17 protein-coding genes are annotated in these 21524 nt (G+C 47.3%); 9 read left to right on the forward strand and 8 right to left on the reverse strand.

The window, feature by feature from the left end; genetic code table 11:
• Positions 1-29: 29 nt before the first annotated feature.
• The 5 genes from B9N89_RS11230 to B9N89_RS11250 form a co-directional block, all read right to left on the reverse strand.
• The gene (locus tag B9N89_RS11230; RefSeq protein ID WP_132318387.1) at positions 30-1319 is read right to left on the reverse strand and encodes a tetratricopeptide repeat protein; all 1290 of its coding nucleotides are present in this window, start codon (positions 1317-1319) and stop codon (positions 30-32) included.
• Between the two features lie 32 nt (positions 1320-1351).
• Positions 1352-3580 carry a serine/threonine-protein kinase gene (locus B9N89_RS11235; RefSeq protein ID WP_132318385.1) on the reverse strand — a complete coding sequence of 743 codons (2229 nt, stop codon included), beginning with the start codon at positions 3578-3580 and terminating at the stop codon, positions 1352-1354.
• 183 nt (positions 3581-3763) lie between these two features.
• Positions 3764-5197 carry an HAD-IG family 5'-nucleotidase gene (locus B9N89_RS11240; RefSeq protein ID WP_132318383.1) on the reverse strand — a complete coding sequence of 478 codons (1434 nt, stop codon included), beginning with the start codon at positions 5195-5197 and terminating at the stop codon, positions 3764-3766.
• Between the two features lie 8 nt (positions 5198-5205).
• Positions 5206-5808, reverse strand: coding sequence for a hypothetical protein (locus B9N89_RS11245; RefSeq protein ID WP_132318381.1), 603 nt, complete (start codon positions 5806-5808; stop codon positions 5206-5208).
• A gap of 1 nt (position 5809) precedes the next feature.
• Positions 5810-7612 (reverse strand): tetratricopeptide repeat protein, encoded by a 1803-nt coding sequence (locus tag B9N89_RS11250; RefSeq protein ID WP_234996094.1) that lies wholly within the window; start codon positions 7610-7612, stop codon positions 5810-5812.
• Between the two features lie 20 nt (positions 7613-7632).
• Between B9N89_RS11250 and B9N89_RS11255 the strand changes: the two genes are divergently transcribed.
• The 4 genes from B9N89_RS11255 (at position 7633) to B9N89_RS11270 (ending at position 12383) form a co-directional block, all read left to right on the forward strand.
• On the forward strand, positions 7633-8391 hold the full coding sequence (locus tag B9N89_RS11255) for a hypothetical protein (RefSeq protein WP_132318377.1): 759 nt from the start codon (positions 7633-7635) through the stop codon (positions 8389-8391).
• A 121-nt stretch (positions 8392-8512) separates the two neighbouring features.
• Positions 8513-9244: a PP2C family protein-serine/threonine phosphatase gene (locus tag B9N89_RS11260; protein WP_132318375.1), complete on the forward strand. Its 732-nt coding sequence runs from the start codon at positions 8513-8515 to the stop codon at positions 9242-9244.
• Positions 9244-10554, forward strand: coding sequence for a hypothetical protein (locus B9N89_RS11265; RefSeq protein ID WP_132318373.1), 1311 nt, complete (start codon positions 9244-9246; stop codon positions 10552-10554). The genes B9N89_RS11260 and B9N89_RS11265 overlap by 1 nt, the downstream gene beginning before the upstream one ends.
• A 14-nt stretch (positions 10555-10568) precedes the next feature.
• A complete protein-coding gene (locus tag B9N89_RS11270) occupies positions 10569-12383 on the forward strand; it encodes a tetratricopeptide repeat protein (protein WP_132318371.1) in 1815 nt (604 codons plus the stop codon).
• On the opposite strand, the gene B9N89_RS11275 is transcribed toward B9N89_RS11270, so the two are convergent.
• Positions 12371-13420, reverse strand: coding sequence for a S41 family peptidase (locus B9N89_RS11275; protein ID WP_132318369.1), 1050 nt, complete (start codon positions 13418-13420; stop codon positions 12371-12373). The two genes, B9N89_RS11270 and B9N89_RS11275, sit on opposite strands and share 13 nt — an antisense overlap.
• 93 nt (positions 13421-13513) lie before the next feature.
• Here B9N89_RS11275 and B9N89_RS11280 point away from each other — a divergent pair, with 93 nt between their 5' ends.
• The 5 genes from B9N89_RS11280 to B9N89_RS11300 all read left to right on the forward strand — a co-directional run bounded on the left by B9N89_RS11280 (position 13514) and on the right by B9N89_RS11300 (position 17566).
• Positions 13514-14155 carry a CPBP family intramembrane glutamic endopeptidase gene (locus B9N89_RS11280; RefSeq protein WP_132318367.1) on the forward strand — a complete coding sequence of 214 codons (642 nt, stop codon included), beginning with the start codon at positions 13514-13516 and terminating at the stop codon, positions 14153-14155.
• Complete coding sequence (locus B9N89_RS11285) at positions 14152-14616, forward strand: tRNA (cytidine(34)-2'-O)-methyltransferase (protein ID WP_200820698.1); 465 nt, start codon at positions 14152-14154, stop codon at positions 14614-14616. Before B9N89_RS11280 ends, B9N89_RS11285 begins: the two co-directional genes overlap by 4 nt.
• A gap of 9 nt (positions 14617-14625) precedes the next feature.
• Positions 14626-15735, forward strand: coding sequence for a pyridoxal phosphate-dependent aminotransferase (locus tag B9N89_RS11290; protein WP_132318365.1), 1110 nt, complete (start codon positions 14626-14628; stop codon positions 15733-15735).
• Between the two features lie 95 nt (positions 15736-15830).
• Positions 15831-17072, forward strand: a complete 1242-nt coding sequence (locus tag B9N89_RS11295; protein WP_132318363.1) for a tetratricopeptide repeat protein — start codon at positions 15831-15833, stop codon at positions 17070-17072.
• On the forward strand, positions 17072-17566 hold the full coding sequence (locus B9N89_RS11300; protein WP_132318361.1) for a SixA phosphatase family protein: 495 nt from the start codon (positions 17072-17074) through the stop codon (positions 17564-17566). Before B9N89_RS11295 ends, B9N89_RS11300 begins: the two co-directional genes overlap by 1 nt.
• Positions 17567-17621: 55 nt before the next feature.
• Here the strand turns inward: B9N89_RS11300 and B9N89_RS11305 are convergent, their stop codons facing one another.
• Positions 17622-18269 (reverse strand): TetR/AcrR family transcriptional regulator, encoded by a 648-nt coding sequence (locus B9N89_RS11305; RefSeq protein WP_132318359.1) that lies wholly within the window; start codon positions 18267-18269, stop codon positions 17622-17624.
• A 52-nt stretch (positions 18270-18321) separates the two neighbouring features.
• Positions 18322-21519: an efflux RND transporter permease subunit gene (locus B9N89_RS11310; RefSeq protein ID WP_132318357.1), complete on the reverse strand. Its 3198-nt coding sequence runs from the start codon at positions 21517-21519 to the stop codon at positions 18322-18324.
• Positions 21520-21524 lie beyond the last annotated feature (5 nt).

Here is a 21524-nt window from a genome sequence, read left to right on the forward strand (position 1 = left end):
GGTCGCAGGCGAAGCGCTAAGCAGCTAGATTAGAAGCGTATGCGATAATGAAGAGCTAAATCGAAGCCCTTTTTTCCCGGCAAGATGGTCCATTGAAGTGGTGTTTCCCTCGCGATCTGGTTTGTCAATGCAAATGGCGACGAGGGGGAGTGGTTCGAGACTGATGATGAAGAGCTACTGTAACTGGCTGCTAAAATCGCTTGGGTAATGCCACCTACCCAGAGAACACCAAAACCGGTAAGGAGAACAACCTGTTTGTCTTCTTCAGCCTTAATCAAGGTCTGGGCGTTGTCGCGATACTCTCGCACCAAGTCAGGGTCTAGGCTTCCTTCTTGGTTGGCCCGATTGATGGTCTCACTGGCTTCAGCATAGAGATCGTCTGCTTCCTGAACCGAAAGCGCATAGGCAACAAGTGTGGCGATTTGTCCACCTCCTAGTGCTGCTCCAAGTAGATTGTCACCGTTTTGAAACTGACCGACACCGAAGGGAAAGAATGTCAAAATGTTGATTTTCTTGCTGTGCCGGGAGCTGCTTGATACCTGGCGCCGGCCGCTAGGCTGAGCTCGCTCAATCTGATCTTGTGGCGCTGGAACAGGAACCGCAACCTGAGAGGAGTAACCCTGAGCCTGAGGTGCCGGAGCGAGCACTGATTGACTAGAAGCAGGTGCTATTCCAGGTCTTGGCGAGCTAGAAAAGTTTCGCGTTGACTCTTCGACCGCAAGGTCTTTCTCCTCGGGTATGATGAGCACTGGTTGCTTGGGTTTAGAGTTTTTATCGATTTTGCTGAGCCGAACGACATAGACATTTTCTTCTTTGGGGTAAACGTTTAAACGGAGAGATTTGCGCTCAAACCCTTTGGCGCGGATTTCAATGTCCAAAACTCCAGCCTTGCTACGAAAAGGCTTTCCTAGTACACCGACCCGTTTGCCGCGACGGTATACGAAACCTCGATTGGTATTGGCTTTGACAAGAACCTTAGCAGGTCGTTGAGCTGCGAGTACCTCGGCCTTAAGTTCTTTATACATGTCGTACATGCTTTCATCTAGAAGCTCCTTTTTTCGAACGCGAAGATTGGGGTAGATCTGGAGTGCTTTCTTAAGGTTCTTCCGGGCTAAGTCCTTCTTGCCTTGCATATAACGAGATATAGCTAAAAACTTCAGAATGCGTACTTGAGTTGAACGTTTGCGCTCGTTTTTTAGTGCCTTCACCAGCGCGATCTCTGCACCACGAAAGTCGCCTTTTTTATACTTGCTAACACCAATAGCCAAGGTGCGACCGTCAGCTGGTTGGCTTACGACTTGAGCCAGGGCAATGATCATTATGAGGATATGATACTTGAATCCATTCACCCTTACTTAAACCTTGCATTAAAAGTGATCGCATCGGTGTTCTCATTGAGGTCAATCATTCGCTCGATACGCTCGGAGCCATGAGTCGCGGTGATGCGATAGCTACCAGGGGTAAGCTCAATGGTGGAGTTTTTCTTTGCCATATTGATGGTTCGTTTCGAACCATCACCTGAGAGAGCTTCAAGTTCAACTTTGGTTGGTAGCTTGTTGGTCTGAACGTTGAGCGTCACCTGCTTGCTACCTTTTTGAAGAATAAAATTAAGGTTGACGGTTTGTTCTGGGGATACTGTCACTCTTTCAGTCATATTGTCATAACCCCTGCGCTTGAGCGTTAGGGTGTAGGTTCCAGGCTCTAGAACGATGCCCTTGCGGACGACGCTTTTATCGTTTGTCGTGCCAAACATTTGATTGTTGATATAGATCTCAGCAGCTGGAAGGCTGGTAATGCGAACCCGTCCAGGGCCTGTAGCCACAGGCTGGATATTCGGTTCGATGGAAGCTGTCGCTGGATCGCTCAGTTTTGCCGGATCTGCTTGGTTTGGGCTTTCTTCAATGGTTGGCGACTTGTTATTAACAGCTTCCGTTTCAGGGGGCACTTCAGCATCGGCACCCTGAGGGGTAGACTTTTGAACGGTTACATTTTTAGGCCGAGAGCTAGGTTTTGTTCTTATTGCGGCACGAGATGTTTTTTTGTTCTCTGTTTTAGGTCGCCGGTTATTGAGTCTAGGGTTGGGGTTTCGGTCGTCATCCTCTTCGAAGGCAGGGTCATCGCTGTTGTCTGATAGGCGGCTCAGCCTAGGTTTCTTAGTATTATTCTTCGCGACCTCAGTGATGTCCTGTCGCTTCACCTTTTGGTTTGCTCGTCGGTTCTTCAAGACCAAGCCACCAAAAATAACCCCAGTTATCAAACACGCGGTTAACAGCATCCCCCAAAAGCCACCACCACTCTTTTGCTTTGGAACAACAACCTGAACAACGGGAGGACTGCGACGCTTGGTGCTAGAGCGTGATCGAACGGTTTGAGCGCGGTTACCTGCAGGCCTCGCCTGAGGGTGATGACGGGTCAAGTCTGGGGGAGCTGACTGTCGCTGCGTCTGCCGATGTCTTTGAGCGTCGTTGGCATTGTGCCCTGCAAATGGCTCACCCTGTTGGGGAGGAACAATCGCGGAAGGGGCTTGAGTCTGCATTTTTTGGCGCTGGGCAGAGCGACTTGCAGGGGCTGCCTGCTGATGATTGGTTCTGGTTTGGGATCGTGTTGGTTGTCCCTGGTTTGAAGATGCTTGTCGAGGCTGACGGTTGCTAGTCGTGCGGGATTGGTTCCGGCGGCTACGACTGGCAGCCACGCGCTCAAAAAAGTGCTTTGGATCTTTAAAAAACTCTCGCAAGGCATGAGGGCTGCTTTTAATTCCCTGTTCAGACAAAAACTTATCGAGAACCTTACCGTAGCTGACAATGTTTGGATGACGTTTATTGCGATCACCCTGCAGACTTTGAACGATCAGCTGATCAATTTCATAGGGCAGGTCTTGGATAAGTTGGTGAGGAGGAGTGTACTTGCCAATCATGATTTTATTGATCACATCCGCAGTATTACTTCCCACATATGGTAATGTGCCAGTGAGAATCTCATAAAAAAGAACATTTAAGCTATAAATATCAGTACGAACATCAACCTTGATCCCCTTGATTTGTTCGGGAGACATGTAGCTAGGAGAGCCCATAAATGTTCCCGTTTGGGTCGCCTTCTGGCTGGCTGCAACCTTAGCGATACCAAAATCCATCAACTTAATCACTCCGGAGTCGAGCACCATGATGTTCTCAGGCTTGATATCCCGGTGGACAATCCCGTTCTGATGAACTTCCTCAAGGGCGCTGCAAATCTCGCGAGCCATGAGGGCCGCAATAATCGGGTGCAAGCGATTGCCCTGAAACCGCTGGACGTATTCAGATAGGTCGACTCCATAAAGAATTTCAGCAACGATCCATAACTGTTCGGAATCATTGCCAGAAAAGTCGTAGACTTTGATGATATTGGGATGGTCGATGCCAGAAATAGACTTTGCTTCTTGATGAAATCGTTGGCGAATATCTTCGTTGCGAGCGAGATGAGCATGGAGAACCTTGACTGCTACCCGGCGATCTAGCTTTTCATCGATAGCGGCGTAAACTGAGGCCATCCCGCCTTCACCAATGAGGCTCTTGATCCGGTAGCGATTTCCTATAAGCTGCATTCGCAAAGTAAATGCCCGTAATTAAATCAAAAATTTAGGGTTTATCTCCTCCCCACGTATCGGCAAGAATGGGAAAAACTTGAATGATATTAGGGAAGAACCTTTGCGGAGCCCGAATCAGTAGGCCTGGGGGATTGTTGTGGAAAATAGGGGGTTTTGGGAGAGTCCAAAATCCCCTAATTCTTACAGCTCGTGAGGAAGCTGATCCCGTAACGATCGGAACTTTTGGTTTGGCGAATAGAAGCTCAGATTGGTGATCTTTGTACAGTAAAGGCAGGCAAAGGACTCAACTTGCTGAGCAAACCGGCTCATTTCGAGGCCAGTGTGCATCAGCTCACCCCAAATTGGGTGAAAGGCATCCTCTCGGGCGGCTACCAGACTACGAATCTTCAGGTGCTGCTCCTCAATCTGTTGTTCCTTTTCTTGAATCATCTTCTGGTTCTCTTCGATACGCCGCTGATATTTAGCCTGTTTCTTATTGTCGCAAAAGCTCATACGCCGCTGCCAAGTGTAAATCTGACCCCGAAGATTTTGAACCTCTGAAACCAGCTGGTCTTCTAAAGTAATCTCAGAAAAAATCTGATCCATGCTATTTTGAGTTTGATCGAGGGCATGGAACTCTTCCTCCAACTCCTCAACCACCAAGAGCGTACGCCAGTTAAAAAGCTCCTTGGACCGCATGATATCGCCGTAGATATGATCGCCGATGTATAGGATTTGATCGCCTTTTTGATCGGTGAGTTTTTCGAATAGCTTGGCATTGCCGCCGTGATACAGTCCGCCTCGTGTTAAGGGACCGTTATGCTGCTTTAAGAGACCGTTTTGATCTACGACTTCGAAAAAGGGGTTTGAGCCTGTGAAAAAATTAGGCTTGCCACCAGATACGATGCTGTAATCAAAGTAATCCTGCCACTTAGGATAATCTTCTGAGGCTCCGTCTAGTAGATAAGACATCACAGCATGGGTGTAGGTCCAGTCGGAGTTGGTCAGCAAGAATAGCTTCTTGCCGCCTTCGATCAGCTTGATCAACGTTCCTGGTAAGTCAGGGTCTTTGACAATGTAGCGATCCAAGTTTTGCAGGACTTCTTCTTTTATGCTGCCATCGCGATGGCTCAAGTCGATAAACTCACGAAGGTCCGCGTAGACTTCGCGAAACGACTTCTTAATGAGTCCTGGGTGGCGACGCATATAGTCCACAATCTCTGTGAATAGCTGTACTTCACTGAGTGCAAAGAAGGTGTCTACAGAAAGAAATGAATCGGCCTTGTAGCCTTGAGCGTTGTAGAGCTGGTGGCGCTCTGACTTCTCCAGCTTGGTATGGCCATGATAGGCGATTTTCACATACTTATGGCTATCGACTTTGAGGAGATTACCCTTGCTACGATCTACCAGAAGGCCCCGAATCACAAACTTGGGATTGAATTTTAAGTCTTTGAGTTCCTCCGGATAACCGGCTTCAATAAATTTCTCAAGGGTCTTATGAAAAGCGAGATTTTCAAAGTTCTCTCGGTGGTAGCGAGCTAGGGTGTGATCCATATCGAAGCCGATTGAAGTCACAGATCCCATGTTCAGAGATCGATTGACAAAGATCTTCTGAGTTTTATCGAGTTTTTGCATACTTGATCCTAGTTTTGCACTGGAGAATCGAACCGAAGGCCAACCTGGTAGTAGTACTTGCCTCGAAGATCCAGGAAGCGGCGATTGTAGATAACCTCTCCATCCGCACGATTGTAAATTTCACCGTTGACCAAGATTTTCATATCAGTGAAACGGGTGCCTGGCTCGTATAGCCTGGATTTCATAGGTGACTTGATCGATATCCCCGTTGTGGAAATGTCCATAACAGATTTTTTTAAAACGGTTTCCTGGTCGAAAGGGTTGATGACCTCAAGAAATACGTCATCCCCTTCGAAGAAGAAACGCTTTGCTCCACGATTATCTTCAATTTCATTAAGGTTTGCTAAGGGAAAAATAATATGAGCACCATCGCTATGAATATTCGATGTTTCCATACGAAGCATCTGAACCTGAAGGTAGAACTTTTTAGAAGCTACGACCCGTGAGATATGCTCAGGAGGAACCTTATTGTCCAGAATGAGGTGTTGCCCTTCCACAGACAAGATCGTCGTTTGAAAGACCACATCAACATCATCAGTTGACAAAAAAATGGGGGTCTTACTTTGCGCTGTTTCCTTTAGGGTATCGAGAGTCGTCTGGTTTGTAATCATCCTAAAAGGCCTCTCTTCGATTCAACGATCCTTCGTAATAATTGAGGTACTGCGAGCCACGCTCGACAGAGGGAAATGCAAGGGTATATTGGAAATATACCTCATATCGCTGCTCGTCATAAACTTTTAATTGCTCATTGGTATGGTTTTTCAGCCCTGCGTAGGCGGACCAAGCGTCGTGAGGCGAAGGCCTGAGGGTGATACCTGCCTGTAGCCAAAGGCCCTGGTCGGTGCGAGGACATGTGACACCTTCCACTGAGATACTTGCACCTTCTCCGAATTCACATGAGCCACTTTTAATTTGATCGTAGATATAGTCGTCTTGATAGTAGGAGCCTTTCAATAAGAAATGCCACTCAGGGGTAAGGCGGTACTTTGCACTCACATATAAGCCAAAGCGTTCGTACTCGTCCCAGTAGTTGTTCGTCAGGAGTCTATACTGGTATAGCTCGCTGTAGAAAGTTAACGTTTTTGAAAGATAAAGGCCATTATATCCCAGGCCAAAACTTACAAATGGATCTTTTGAAGAAAAAAAGCTGTAAGTTTGCTTGGAATTGGCGTCTTGCTCTAGATCGATGGTCTTATTGAGAGTCAGATAGAATTTTAGTTGGTGCTTATTGGATATGCGCCAGGCCATCCACGGAATCACACTTGATTCTTGAGAGACATCGATCGCTTGTCTGATCTCTGGCCTTTCTGGAGCGGGGTAGAGACTTGAGCCCGAGCGGGTGACTTGAATATGGCCGTAGAGACCTAGGTCCCACTTTGGAGCGATGGCAGTGACCACTTCACCAAACAGTTTATGATGCCTTTCCTGAAGGTCTGGTCGGTATGGAAAGTAGTTGAAGTCACTTAAATCTTCGAAATAGACTGCGATTCGCTCTGAATTCGTGAACCAATCTTGAACGTAGATATAGCCCAAAGTGATGGCAGTATCTTCTCTTTGAATAGGCCCTAAACCAAATCCAGCGAGTAGATTGATAGCGGTTTCTTCAAAGCCAGCACCGGTTTCCACCACTGGCATCTGGTCTTGAATTGCCGGGTTTGAGCGCGTGCCCGTCGCATAGTCTGCTCCAGCCTGAAAGATCCAAAAGTGCGGTTTATCGTACAGGGAAAGACGGTGATTTGTGAACTGAGAGACTTGATACTGCCTTCGTTGGGTATAGGAAAGTGGGATGTATTGCCCTTGCTTGACTTTCGCTAGTAAGTCTTTCATAGCGCTTTGATAACTACCGTCCGGAAACTGCTTCAAGTAACGTTTCGCCCAGTAGCGGGTTCTTTTGAAATTTCGCTCGTCGTACTCCATACCAGCCAGTTCGATCATGGCGAGGGCACCAAAAGGGTCTTTGAAGTTTGCAGCGAAAACGAGATATCGCCGGGCGCGATTGGGTTGCCCAAGAGCATCGTAGCCAATCCCCTGATAGTACATGTTTTGGCTTTGATTTTTAGTATGGGGGTTGGCTTTTCGTAGAGCCTTGAGCGAGCGACGGACCTGACCCACATGATAGTAGGACGCTCCTAGCAGCGACCACACCTCAAAATCCTTTGGATTTGAGCGCAGATGTTTGCGATAATAGTCTAAAGCGAGACTGTAGTTTTTATTGATAAATTCTTTATTACCCTGTTCAATGAGACTTTGTCCAAACAATAGGCTGGGACTTATCGCCACGGAGCAGAGGCACATTACGACAAGGAAACACAATACGACCGGCGCACGACTCTTCCATTGCCTAATATCTGGGATCGGTATCATTGAGCGAAAGTAGTCTCCAAACATACGCAGGTATTCATCTGTCTGGGCCAAATGCCCATAAAACTTCAGTTGTGATAATGACAGGGGGTCTGAGGGATGGCAACCTAAAGATTACGCATGTATTCGACAAGATTGGCGCTATCGGCGGGCTGTTCTCGGACGAACGATTGCTAGACATATTGAAGGCAACGAAGCCCGAATATGTATTTGTCGACTGCCCTGTAACCGAGCCACCATGCGTTCGCTGCACGAGGCCAGCATGTCCCGGTGTTGATGCCTGTGATGATCTTGGCGTTGCCTTCATGCAGTCAATCGTCAGTAACAATGGCCGCGGTCGTCGTCGTAAACGCCCAATTAATCCACAGACCCAAAGAGTTTGGGACGTCAGGCGCTGGGCCGCAGATCCAGCGCATTTGCAGGAGCCTAGTTATAGCGCAAATATGGCTCCACTGGTAGTGCGGGCCAAAACTCTCCAGCGACGTATCCACTCGTGGCGACCCAACATGAAGCTGCGGGAAACCTCGGTGCCGCTGTCACTGCGACAATTAGCAAGTCAGCTAGCTCTGCCACAGGAGTGGGCTATGGGCTACGGATCGTTCGGCATTGGCAGAAAAAATCGGTCGCTTATTTTCGAAGCATTGCATCAGCGGAAGTGGGTTCAGCTGAATCATGCCGAAGAGGTCATAGCCAGTGCCGAGAACTTTCATGCCTTTGTTTGTGGCGTTATTTCTTGTCTATTTTTTGAGAACCGTGTGACCCAGGCGAGCAACGAGTTCGAAGAAGACCAAGGGTGGGTCTACCTACCGGACTTGTCGGAATCACAAGAATAGCCAAATTAAAATCTCTTCTTGGTGCCTTACCGCGCGTAGGAATGATTCATTTCTTAGAGTCAGCTAAGGCTCTTGCCGTTGGTTCCGATGATAGTTTTAGAAGAATCCAAGGAGTCTCCCTTTGCGAATCGTCATCTACGGTAAGACAGATATTGGTCGCACCCGAAAAAACAACCAAGATAGCCTTTATGTCAGTTCTGAACATGGCTTGGTGGTCGTTGCTGATGGAATCGGTGGTCGTAAGGGAGGAGAGGTTGCTTCTAAGATGGCCGTCGATGGCATGAAGCAGGCCTACCTTTCCTGTGACAGTTTGCGTCACGAGGAAGTCTCACCCTTCTTGATCAAGAGCATCGATAAAGTCAACCAGTCCATCATCAAACACGGCAAAAAACATAGCGAAGTAGAAGGTTTGGCAACGACCCTTAACTGTCTTTTGTTTGTTGGTGAGAAAGCCTACATTTGCCATCTCGGTGATAGTCGAACCTACCTTTACTATAAGGCGAACATGTGGCAGCTGACATTCGACCACAACATTGAAAACTATGTAGAACGGGGATGGCTTCCTGATGAAACTCTGATGAATAATTCAAAGCCAGGAGCTTTGGTTCGTGCTCTGGGCTTGGCCGAAGAGTGTGATGTTGATATTTACGAGATCAATCTCAAACCTGGTGAGATCTTGATCACTTGCTCTGACGGCCTTACGTCGATGGTGAGTGACAGCGAAATTCGAAAAATCGTACAGGCAAATTCCCATCAATTACATCATTTACCAAAGCTCCTTGTGGACACAGCAAATAGAAACGGTGGGCAGGACAATATTACAGTGGCTATTTCAGGAGTGCTAAGAGACTGATGTCAGACAAGCTCTATCTCATTCGCGTGGATATGGAACGCTTCATCGGCCCGGTGACCTTAAAAGAGGTTCGCGATTCCTATCGACGCATGGAGTTTGGCCTACAGGATGAAATCGCCTCTAGCAACAAACCTTGGGTCGCTTTTGACGACCTAGAGCGAGTCAATCGCATTTATCCAGAGCTAGCAAACCTGATCAAGAAAGAAATGCTGTCCGGCTGGGGAAGTACGGAGCCAGAGCCTCGCACCATACCAGGTGCAGAAAGTCTTGATTCGATTCATCGTCGAAGTCTGTCGCTTTTGATCAAATCGATTTTATTTTTGGTCGTCGCAGCGTTGATTTTCTTAGGGGTCTATGTGGTGCGCGAGAAAAAAGTTCACCAATTGAAAATGCTCTTTCAAGACCCTACGTTCGCACAGGCTCTTTTTTATTATGGCGAAAGCTACAATCCAACGTTTGAAGCATTTATGGATCGACATCGGGTTGATATCAATCGCGCCTTGAAGAAAAGGCGCTCCTACCTATTGTGGATACCCTATGTTCGTGCCGTATCTTTTGCAAAAAATGGTAGCTGGGAAGGGCTTTCAGCAAAGAAGCTGAGGGGCAAGGATGCTCACTTTTCGCCTCTCGACTGCTCCTTAGATGCTTGGAAAGACCGCTGGCAAAAAAGCAGAAATCAGTGGACAGATTTTTTAGAAGGGAAGTCACTGCCTCAGCAGGATTGGGCAAAAGTCTTGCTTTGGGACCCACGCTGGATTGGTCAGAGAGTTCGTCATCCCTATTGGATCGAGCCACGCAACTATTATGAGGCTTGTTTAAAGATGGCTGTTAAGTCTTTAGAAACCTCCACTGATGCTGAATCCGACCTTGAAACGAAAGTGGTGTTATCAAGGCTAAAATGGAATCTCAACCATATCGACGAACTTAGCATGCTCGGTGAAGAAGAAGAATATCAAATGTCCGGCAGCCTTTGGGTGCTGAGCTGCATCGAAAGTTCCGCAGATTCTGAAGCGGTAGCACAGTGCAGCGAAAGCATGAGCTTTGGCCGAGATTGGAAACGTCTAATAGGGGAAAGGCAAAGGCTGCGAGAAGCACGGCTTATGCTTGCGAATAACTCGTCCCTCCAAGGGCAGAAGTTAGAAGACTTTAAAAGTAGCATTCAGAATGTGCCACAGCGAGGCTTTACTACGAAGTTTGACTATCGAGAAGAGATTAAGTTTTTCCAACTGATCATCCAGAACGAAGGAAAGCTTGAGCAAGCGGAAGTCAAGATGAGGGAGCGGAGCCCGAGTCTTCGCTTTCTACATTAGCTTCGGAGGAGTCGATGGCAAGGCTTTTATTCTTAATCAGCCTGCTAAGCATGCCCGTCCTTGGCCAAACGTTTGATCAACGATTTCGTCAGGCTCAATCATATTATGACAATCAGCAATATCGCAAGGCTGGCAAGGTGCTGGTGCCACTGATCCGGGAGTTTCCAAACCGAAGTTCAGCTTTAGAGTTGTTGGCCCTCGTCTACTTTCAGCGTGGTAAGTTTAGCCAGGCGCGAGATGTTTTTGATCGGATGAACTATCGTGAGTTGAGTCGCGATGCGGGCTACGCTTGGGGCGCTAGCTATTATGCTGCGAAGCAGTGGAAAAAGGCGGTCTATGGCTTTAAGAAAGTACCACGAAAAAGCCCTTACCGACCATTGGCAGCCTACTTCCTTGGAGTTAGTTATTTTCGAATGAAACGCTGGTATCCTGCCAAGAAGTTTCTCCTGAGGGCAGATGATGATAAACTCCTGCCGATTATGAAGCGCAATAAGGCTCGGATGCTGGTAGCCATTAAAAAGCGCCGAAACGAAGAGCTGCGAAGCATCATCAGTTCATCAGGTACCGGAGTCGCAAGCCCTGGTAGTGGGCCGAAAGCCATGGTGATTCAACCCACACCTCCGCCTCAAAAATTTGTCTTCCAAGATAAGGCAGCTGAATTGACTGAACCGGAGTCGCGATCGCTTTCCGTAAAGGCAGATCTGCGTCTCAATCAATTGAGTCGGACCATGGAAAACCATGGTTTTGTAAATGAAACCTTGGATGTGATCGCCCATCGTGAATCTTTAGAGCTGGGACTTATGTCTAGTTTTGGTCGAGATCAGCAAAGCACCTTCGGCTTGCGGGCTAAATTAGGATATGGTGAGGTTTCATTTGATTCGACGGCTTCGTCTTTTATTACTTTGGAACAGACCACAGGCTCGTTTATCAGGACGGAAAAAACGAGCCTATCCGAGGCTTATCTAAGTGGCTGGCTAGAGCCTTATTTAAGCTGGAGTCTCACCCCTATGACGCATGTTCAAATATCAGCCTACATTGAAGAACACGGGCCTCAGAGCGATGATGGGGTGGTTTGGTCGAATCGATTTGCTGACCTATCATTCCAGCTAAATAAGAATGCCCTTGAATTTACGTTCAACCTATTAGGAGGTGAGCGCACCGACGAGGGCTTGGGTACGCAAACTGTGGAAACCAGCTTCGGAGCTGGCTTGGCTTGGGAAGGAGAGCCATTTAACATCGCAGCTGACGCTATGATAACAAACCGGGTGGGTGATATTTATGTGTCGAGCAATCCATATCGCTGGCTCTTAAGTGATCTTGGCTTGGAAGCGATGAATGGCTATGGGGAGTTGCAATCATTTGGCATGCGCCTCGGTTTAAACTTTGGTGACTTAGAAACCCAAATTCGAGCCCGGATATTGAATCGAAACAAGCCGAATGGAATCGTTACCCGGCCGCGGCAAACAGATTTCATCGATACCTATGGAACAGGGGTTGATCGCGTTGAAGCGGTCTTATCCTATCCAGTTTTTGAGGGGGTTTCTCTTTTTGGTAGTGGTGGCTTCCAGGCTATCACTGGCTATGTGGATGACATCACCTTAGAAGGTAGTGAAACACCAAATTACTATGAGGCTGATGCGGAGCAAACCAATAGCGCGTTTGGCGCCATTGCACAGCCTTTTGAGTGGCTTAGCCTAAATGCCAAGCTTGGCTTTCACACCACCGTCTATCGGCCCCGCAACTTCAGCCTTAATGATGCTTTTCGTCAAGAAAATCCTGATTTCTCCACCTACTCAAGTTTCTATTTAAACGTCTTTTATGAATTTTGATCTTTGATCCAAGAGAGTGCTCCTTGCAGAAGTTGGTCGTTGCCCTCGCTAAATAGTAGGCCATCTTTCAGGATATGATCAGGCTGGAAACCCGCTTGCACGACCTTGCGCTCCGGAATCAATAAAATCAATCCAGAAGATAGCACCTGCGCGCTCCGATTCGCCCACTGACCTGCTGTAAGTTCACCAATTGTAAACGTCTGCGGACGCTTTTCCTTAATTCGTGCGAGCAAGCGTTCGGCTCCCTGTCGTGTCCGATGATTGCTCAACAGGTAAATAGGGGTATCCTTCAGTGGGCTAGCGAGCAAGTTGCTCAGGGCTTGATCTTCGTCGTCACACGAACTGTCCCGAAGATCGATGATAACGCTTTGGGAGCGACTTCGGCTGCGGTCAAGGTGATTTTTTAGAATCGGACTGCTGGATGACGAGCAGTCAATGAGATGAAGATAGCTTGCGCTATGTTTCTTGTTGAGGGGGATAACAGTTTCGCTAGCCAAGGTCCACTGTGTAAGCAATTGATCAGGGCTCGGGGCAAAGCTTAGGGAGACTTTGAGTGCTTGGTCCAACGGTGACTTTTTCACCATGAGGGTCAGGGATTGTAGCTTTGCACTGGCGAAAGGAATATCTTGATCCAGTCGATCCCCACGACGCAAGCCAAGCTTGGCCGCCGGGGACTTAGGAACTACGTATTTGACATAGAAGTAACGCCCTTTGCGCTCGGTAATCACGCCGGAATAATACGGGCTTTGCATCTGGCTATGCTGTTCCGTAATCAGGTTGCCTTGAGGGACAAGACTCGGGCCTGCAATACCGCCCGCTGCTAGAGCAAGGTTGATGCTCGTGACCAGCTTTGATTGATCAAACTTTTCTTTTCCTTGAATGGCTTCAAGCTTCTTTAGGTTCTCCTGCCACGGCGACAAGTCTTTCACCGAGGACTGGGATAGTTGCTGCCGCACCTCTTGGATCAGGTTTTTTGGAGCTTGTCCTAGGCATATATTGGCGATAATGACGTAACAGGTGACTACGATTCGTTGCATATCTTTCCTCCTTGGGCCTTAAAACTAAGTGATTTTTGAGTAAAAAACTATTAAGACAATCGGGTCTGTGTAAAATCGAGAGTATGAGGGATTATGGAACACAAAGAATCACCTGAAGAGAGCTTTAACCAGGCTCAATTACTGAAGAATTCAAGTATGTTCTACCTCTGTATTGGCGCTGTCGGTTTGATGGTTTCTTATTTTCATCACGACAATATGGCAAGATCTTGGGCCCTGTCGAGCCCTGACTATGCCAATTGGGAAGTAATCTCTCTTGGGTTGTTAACAGCTGGCGTTCTTGCTGTAATGGCGTATCTATTTGAAGACTTTTTCCCAAGCTACCGTGCCTTGAAGCGTGTTATGGTTGGCCTAATGGGCAGGATGACTTGGCCTGGGGCGATTTATCTAGCTTTGCTATCCGCTGTGTCCGAGGAGATTTTATTTCGGACCGCGATCCAGCCCTCAGCAGGAGTAGTTCTCACAGCAGCATTATTTGCAGTTTTACACCTAGGTCCCGCCCAACAGTTTGGGGTTTGGGCGCTGATTGCCTTTTTAAGTGGCCTAGTATTCGGTTGGACTTACGAGGCAACTGGCTTGATTCTACCCTCTTTAATCGGCCATATTCTTGTGAATCTGATCTCATTTTGGCGATTCCGAATCTCCTTTCAAAAAGCTAAAAAACGGGCTGAGAAAAAAGAGGGCCTAAGCCCCGATGCTCCACGAGGTGTTAAGTGAGACAAGGACATCCGCAAATCTGCCTATTTCAGCCGGAAATTCCACAGAATACCGGCAATATAGGGCGGTTGGCAGCTGCTACCGCATGCCGTTTACATCTAGTGAAACCTTTTGGGTTTTCCATGAGCGATAAAAACTTGCGGCGACCCGGGCTTGACTACTGGCCATGTCTGGACTTGGAAATTCACGATCAGTTTGAGTCGGTTTATAGGCAGTGTCATGGTAAGGTAGCCTTTTTTACAAAGTTTGCTGATGCAGATTACACTCAGGTTCCGGAAGATACGGAGCTACTGGTTTTCGGGCAAGAAACATCGGGTCTTCCAGAATCCTTTCATGAGACTTATGCTCACCAGCTTTACCGGATTCCCATGTTTCATCCGGAGGTGAGAAGCTTGAATCTATCCAACGCAGTCTCGATAATTGTATACGACCAATTGCGCAAGCGTGGTCTTCTTCACTAGGAGAATCCTATGAGTCAAGAAAAAATTACCCCTAAGACACCAGATCAAACGTGGCTCGAAAGCTACTTTTATCCAACCCTACTAGAAGCAAAAGCCTATAAGATCGATACTCCAGTGGTTGATGTGAAGCTCGACCAAAATGAGAGCCCTTGGGATTGGCCACAGCACTTGAAGAAGAAAATATTAGATCGCGTTGCGGAGAAACCTTGGAATCGCTATCCAGAACCCATAGGAGAGGAACTGCACCAACGACTTTCTGATTATGTTGGTGTTCCAGCAAACTGCCTGCTCACCAGCCCTGGTTCGAATATGATGATCCCCCTGGTGTTTGATGCGATGGCCAAAAGCCTGTCTGGCAAAGTGGTGGTAGCGAGACCTTCATTTGCCTTGTTTGAAATGCACTGCAACTACGCCGGGATTCCCTACGAAACATGGGATCTTGACGAGAACTTTGAGTATCAGCTCGATCGTCTGCCTGAGCTTCCCGATGGTTCGTTTGTTGTCTTTGCGAGCCCAAACAATCCAACGGGAACAAGTATCTCCCCTGAAATGCTTGAAACCATGCTTGCTCAGAACCCGAAAACCATGTTCTTAGCTGATGAAGCTTACTATGAGTTCAACGATCAGCCTTATACCCACCTGATGGCGAAATATAGCAATCTCATGATCCTAAGAACAATGTCCAAAACTATGGGGGCTGCTGGCGTGCGCTTAGGCTACCTCATGGCACCTGCGGCAATTATCGAGCAAGTTAAGAAGCTTCGCCTACCATATTTGCTCAATCATTTTTCAATGGAGGCGGCGAAAATCATCTTGAGTGACGATGAGATGCAGGCCTTTGTGAAGAAGAATATTGAGAACGCCGTTAGCGAAAGAGATCGGATCTATCAAGCTCTTTCAAAGAAAGCTGCTGATGGTGGCTTCCGTGTTTTTAACTCCAAAGCGAACTTTTTGTTGTTGCAATGGCTGCAAGCGGACGCCTGTGATAAGGCTTATCGGCACCTAATAGAGAAGGGTATTCTGGTTAGAAATATGAGCAAGGGCCCTGGCTTAGCAGGCTGCTTGCGAGTCAGCATCGGCACCCAGGAAGAAAATGATCGACTAATCGCTGTATTCTAAGGACCTTAGAGAGCCTCTGAGCATATAGTTTCTTGATTCCTAAAGGATACAGAATCTTCCTCCGAATAAAATCCATGTAGTTCGGAGGATGACATATGGCTGAAGTCAGGGACTTAGCTAAAAAATTTGGTCTAAGTATTCCTACCCAAGTGGATCAGGAGGATATCGTCTGTCTGGTCGAAGATCAGACGGATATGCGCCTCATTGTAGCCCACCATCTGAACAAAATCGGCTTTAAAAACATCAAACAGTTCACCAATGGTCATGAAGCGCTGGATTGGTTGAAAAACAGCAATACAGCTAAGATTTCAGTTACGATATGCGATCATGAAATGCCGATTATGAACGGTTTTGACTTCCTAGCTGAACTCAAAGCCGATCCCGACTTGGTCCGCGGTCCTTTCGCTATTACCATCGATAATCCCAGTCGAGCGAAAATCATGTTGGCCACCGAAAATGGGGTGGATGGTGTGCTTGTGAAACCGTTTACCCTGAAGGATATTCTACCCAAACTTCGTCAGGCATTTAAGGTGTTCCATAATCCTGGCAATCCCGAACTACTTTATGAAAATGCCAAAGGCGAGTTGAGGCAAGGCAACTTGGAAAAGGCTGAGCACGTCTACAAAAGCCTTATGGATGTCACCTCAAAAGCAGCCCGACCCTTGGTTGGTTTAGCCCAAGTAGCGGTACGCAAGGACGATTTCACCAGGGCCGAAGCCCTATTAAAATCTGCTGAGGAGCGTAACGATCACTACGTCCATCTATATGTGGAGCGGGGTGAGTTGTTTTCCAAGCAGAATCGTGTGGAAGAAGCTATTGGAGAATTTAAGCGAGCAATCCAACTATCGCCACTCAACCCAATCCGATACGAGCGCGCTGCTCAGCTTTTATTTAAACTAGATAAGCACCAGGAAGCGATTGATATACTTAATATCGCCATTCAAAATGAGCTATCATTTCCCGCACTGCATCACTACTTGAGCCAAGGGTACTACGTCCTTAAAGAATACAAGAAAGCAATCCGCCATATCCGTTCAGCTCTAAGTGTTGAGCCTGAAAATGTGGTATACCTGAATCAACTTGGTATTTCCTACAAGGAGTCAGAAGAGCCAGAGGCAGCCCTGAAGACGTACAATCAAATCATCAAGCTCGATCCTGAAAACAAGGCAGCTCTCTATAATAAGGCCATCTTAATGAAGGTTAAGGGTAATCTCGATGAGGCCATCAAGGTCTTAGACCGCTGTTTGACAAAGCACCCTAACTTCAAGCAAGCTAAGGACAAGTACGATGAGTACAGGGCTGAGAAGGAAGAGCAGAAGAAGGAACAAGCAAGCTGATGAAAACCATCATTCTCCTAAGGCATGGAGAAGCCGAATCCCCCGGAAAATTTGAAGATCATGAACGTCCTCTAACGGCAAGAGGTCACAGCCAAGCTCAGTTTATTGGCCAAGCACTCCAAAGCCGCGGGCTGATTCCTGACGGCGTGATTGTCAGCGATGCCAAACGAACTGTTGAAACCTATAAAAATGTCAAGGATGTAATGGAGCTGAATCCCCGACAGGAGGTGGTGTCCAGCCGCTTTTATCTTGCTGGTGTCGATCGTATTTTTGAAGAGATGGCTGCCATAGAGGATGACATCAATACAGTTCTATTAATTGGCCATAATCCTGGCTGGAGTGAAGCCATTGGAGTCTACACTGGTGAATATGAAAGTTTAGGAACTGGCGAAGCGGGTCTCATGAACATCGAGCAAGGGCCTTGGCTAGAATTGCTTGGGCGAAGCTACCAATGGCAGCTAAAAGAAAAGCTTGGCGCTAGCATAACGAGATGAGCCAATTAAACTAAAATTATACTTCCATGAATAACTATCCTGCTGATCGCTCAATTCACTCCGATTTGAAGCGAGCCTCGATATCCTGATGATGGTTTGTCAGATGGTTGATCACTGATCGCACCATTTCTTCGGTGAATATGTGCTGTGTTTGCTCGTTGTAATACTCGGGCATCATCGAACAAGCCTTGCCATAAAGAGTTGTGTGGACAAACATCGCATCATGAGCCAAGAGTTTGAGTAAGGTTTGGGCTCCCCATTCAGCTGCCGATGGGCCAATATCAGGAATTTCCCGTTGGAAGACATCCTTTAGTACCTGCTGTCCGGGAGGTCCCATCTCTTCGAAGCTATCGTAAACCGTTTCCACGATCTCTGAGTACTCGCCCTGTAAAAACAGGGCGAAGCCATTGCGAAATTCATCTGAATGCTTGGCGTAAACATCGCGAATGGATATGGCGAATTCGAAGGCATTGATTTTGCCATCATTGAGAGCCTCGACTTCTTTGTTAAAGAGAAGCTTCGCACGGATTAAAATGGCCGCAAAAAGCCCCTCTTTATTCTTAAAATGGTAGTTCACCGCAGCAAGGTTCACACCAGCCTCTTTGGCTATCTCACGGATGGACACCCCGTGAAAGCCGCTTGTAGCAAATAGCTGACAGGCTGTATCAATGATCTTCTCTTTGGTATCTGCGGGTTTTGTCATAAGCTTCCTTTTCTTCCAGTTTTCGATGGCTTCAAGCAGCTACGGCATCTCGTTAGTCTTGAGCCTTGCTGGTTTCTGCCGTTAGAATACCAAGCCCGTTAGTGTCATTGGATTCATTTTGGTTTTTCATACTAGATTTGCCCATCTTAGCCCGTTTTAGGCGCGAAGTCATCCTCTTCACAGCTCCAGAGGCGTCTTCTAGTATCCCATAAGCGCAAGGCACCCATACGAGGGTCAAAACAGTGCCGCTGGTGAGACCCCAGGCCATCGCCAAAGTCATGGGAATCAGTATCGCATCACTTCCGCCGATGCCATAAGCAGTTGGTAAGAGTCCAGATATGGTGGTCAAGGAACTCACAACCACGGCTCTCAGGCGTAGTCCAGAGGACTTTACCAGAACCTCGTCCATCGTGAGACCATTATCTTCTTGTTTGAGGTCTTCAATAAACGAAATGAGCACGATTCCTGAGTTGACGATAATTCCTCCTAAGCCAATGATGCCAATGAGTGCCAGAAAGCTGATAGGGCGATCATGGAGGTAGAAGGCGATCGAGAAGCCAACCAAACCCAAAGGTATGGTGGTCATGATGATCAGAGGCCTCAAGTAGGATCGGAACAAGAATACCAACAGAGCAAAGATCCCAATCAAAGACAGGATCAAGGCATCAAATAGGCTAGCAAGAGACTCGTTAGTACTCTCTTCTTCTCCGCCAAATACAATGGAAGTGTCGGGATAGGTTTCTTGTAGTTTATTGAATGCCTGAGTGAAGATCTGATTGGCCTTCAGCGCAGTGATGACAGCCTCATCCACATCCGCAGTGATGGTTTTAGCGCGTTGAAAATCAAAGCGATTGATCTGCGGTTTGCCAGCCTCCTCGCGAAATTTTGCCACCTGACTCAGAGGAATGAGATAGCCCCGAGGGTCCATGATTTTAATCTTGTTAAGGTCTTTGATATCAGCCCGGTATTCAGGTGCGAGTTCTACAAGGATATCGACCTCTCTGTTTTTTAAGTCGACGTTGGACACCCGGCTGCCGGAAACCGAACTTCGAACGATATTCCCGATACTTTGCACGGTGAGCCCTAGGCGGCTGGCCACCTCTTCATTGATGTCCAAATAGACCCGGTTATCGCCATAGATGTCGTTGACTTCGACGTTCTTAATACCAGGCTCAGAGTTTAGAGTTTCAATAATACTATTGGTGACCGTTTCCAATGTTTCAGGGTTTGATGATCGAATCGTACCGTTAACAGCCTTACCAACGGGTGGGCCATTGGCCAGTGCCTCGTAGCTAATGGCAGCATCAGTCGGTACCGAAACTTTTTCCAAGTCTAAACGGAAGCTGTTACTATCGATGTTGTTCTTAGCAAACTCATCCACAGAGATTCTGAAGAACCCGACATTATCACCGCTCTTTGCCTGGGGGTCACCTGGCGCTGTTTGAGAGACCCCAGCTTGAGCGACAATCGACGTGATATGATCGCCCATTTCATCATTGATGTTTTTGGTAAGAGTAGCCATCTTACGCTCGGTTTCCAGGAGCGGTGTTCCCTTGGGTAGCTCGAACCTGCCGATGTATACTTCAGTCTGTTCCGACGGAAAGAGTACAAATTTATTCATGCCAAACATCATGTAAAATGAGCCGATCATCAGGCCACTGAATATAGTAGCGGTGATATAACGATGATGTATCACCCAAGCCATCATCCTTTCGAAAGGTTCAATCACACCTCGTTGGAACCAATCGCTTTTTTCCTGCTTCTGGTCTTCGTCAACAATATTCTGATCCGAATTTTCAACCAAGCGCATGGGTAGAAAGAAAAAGCTCTCAATCAAGCTAGCAACCAAGGCAATTGTGACGACCACAGGGATCCATTTGATGAACTGACCCATAATACCCCGGGTGACCAGCATCGGTAGGAATGCTGCAATCGTTGTGAACGCCGTCGCCGAAATGGGGAGCCAGAGCTTACTAATAGAGGTTAAGGCTGCCTTCCGAGAGCCCATACCGTCCTTCCGTAAACGAGCGTAGTTCTCACTGATGACAACGCTGTTGTCGACGAGCATACCCAAGGCGATGACAAGGGCGAGGATCGTGATCGCATTGAGATTCATTCCAAAGACAGGCATGAAACCAAAAGTCGCTAATACAGCAATCGGCAGCGATAAACTCGCCATAATTCCGACCCGACCTGGCAGAAAAATAAGCAGAAATACAACCACGAGCACAAGGCCAGACACAGCATTCGACGTCAGTACCTCCAGCCTGTTCTTAACTTTCTCTGCCTCGTTATTATAGACTTTGAATTGATACTCGGGATAGGAACTTCGAAATTTCTCAATGGTGCTATCGATGCTTTCAACCAGGGCGAGCGTATCCGCTCCTGATTTTTTGGTGACGATTAACAAAGTTGCTTCTTGACCATTATGAAGGGCACGAATCGTTGGATCTTCCTCGGCATCAATAACCTGGGCCACATCTTTGAGCAAGATCTTCTGCCCCGAGAAGTTTGATCGAATAACAATGTTTTCGAGGTTTTTGACGTTTTCGATCTTACCTTCCAGCCGAAGCAGTTTCTGCTGGTTTTGGTTCTTGAGGAGCCCGCCAGGGATGTTGATATTTTTTTCCTGAATTTTTTGAATGACTTCGTTGACGCCAACGTGATTGTCTTCCAGTTTTGCCGGATCGAGTTGAACTCGAAACTGTCGCTCTTGGTGGGCGGTTAATCTCACATTGAGAACTGATTTGTTGTTTTCGATCGCTTCTTGGAGCTGTTCGGCAATGAGGTCACGCTTCCGGTCAGTGTTTGGGCCGACAATGGCGAGGTCGATGACCGGGAATTCTTCTGACTTAAGTTCTAAGAATCGTGGGCGATCTCTCAGATCAGGAGGCAAGTCTGATACCCGATCCACAGAACGTTGCAGATCGGCCATGACTTCCTTGACATTGACATTGTCTATATCAAGGCGGACAAAGATGGTGCTTTCCCCTGCTTGGCTTACCGAGCGAACGTCTTTAAGCCCAGAAACGGAACGAATTTCATCTTCAATAGGCTTCGTGATTCTAGTTTCCATTTCCTCAGCAGAAGCACCATCATAACGAGTTGTGATTGTTGCTGAGGCAAAGTCTACGGCGGGATAAGATTCTGAATTTAGATCCTTTAGTCCCCCAAGCCCAAAGACCACCACCAAAGCGGTTAGAATCAAAGTGAATTTGTAATTGTCTAAGAAAAACTTCGATAGATTCATAGCAT

Origin of the sequence: Pseudobacteriovorax antillogorgiicola (assembly GCF_900177345.1) — a bacterium.
Taxonomy (GTDB): domain Bacteria; phylum Bdellovibrionota_B; class Oligoflexia; order Oligoflexales; family Oligoflexaceae; genus Pseudobacteriovorax; species Pseudobacteriovorax antillogorgiicola.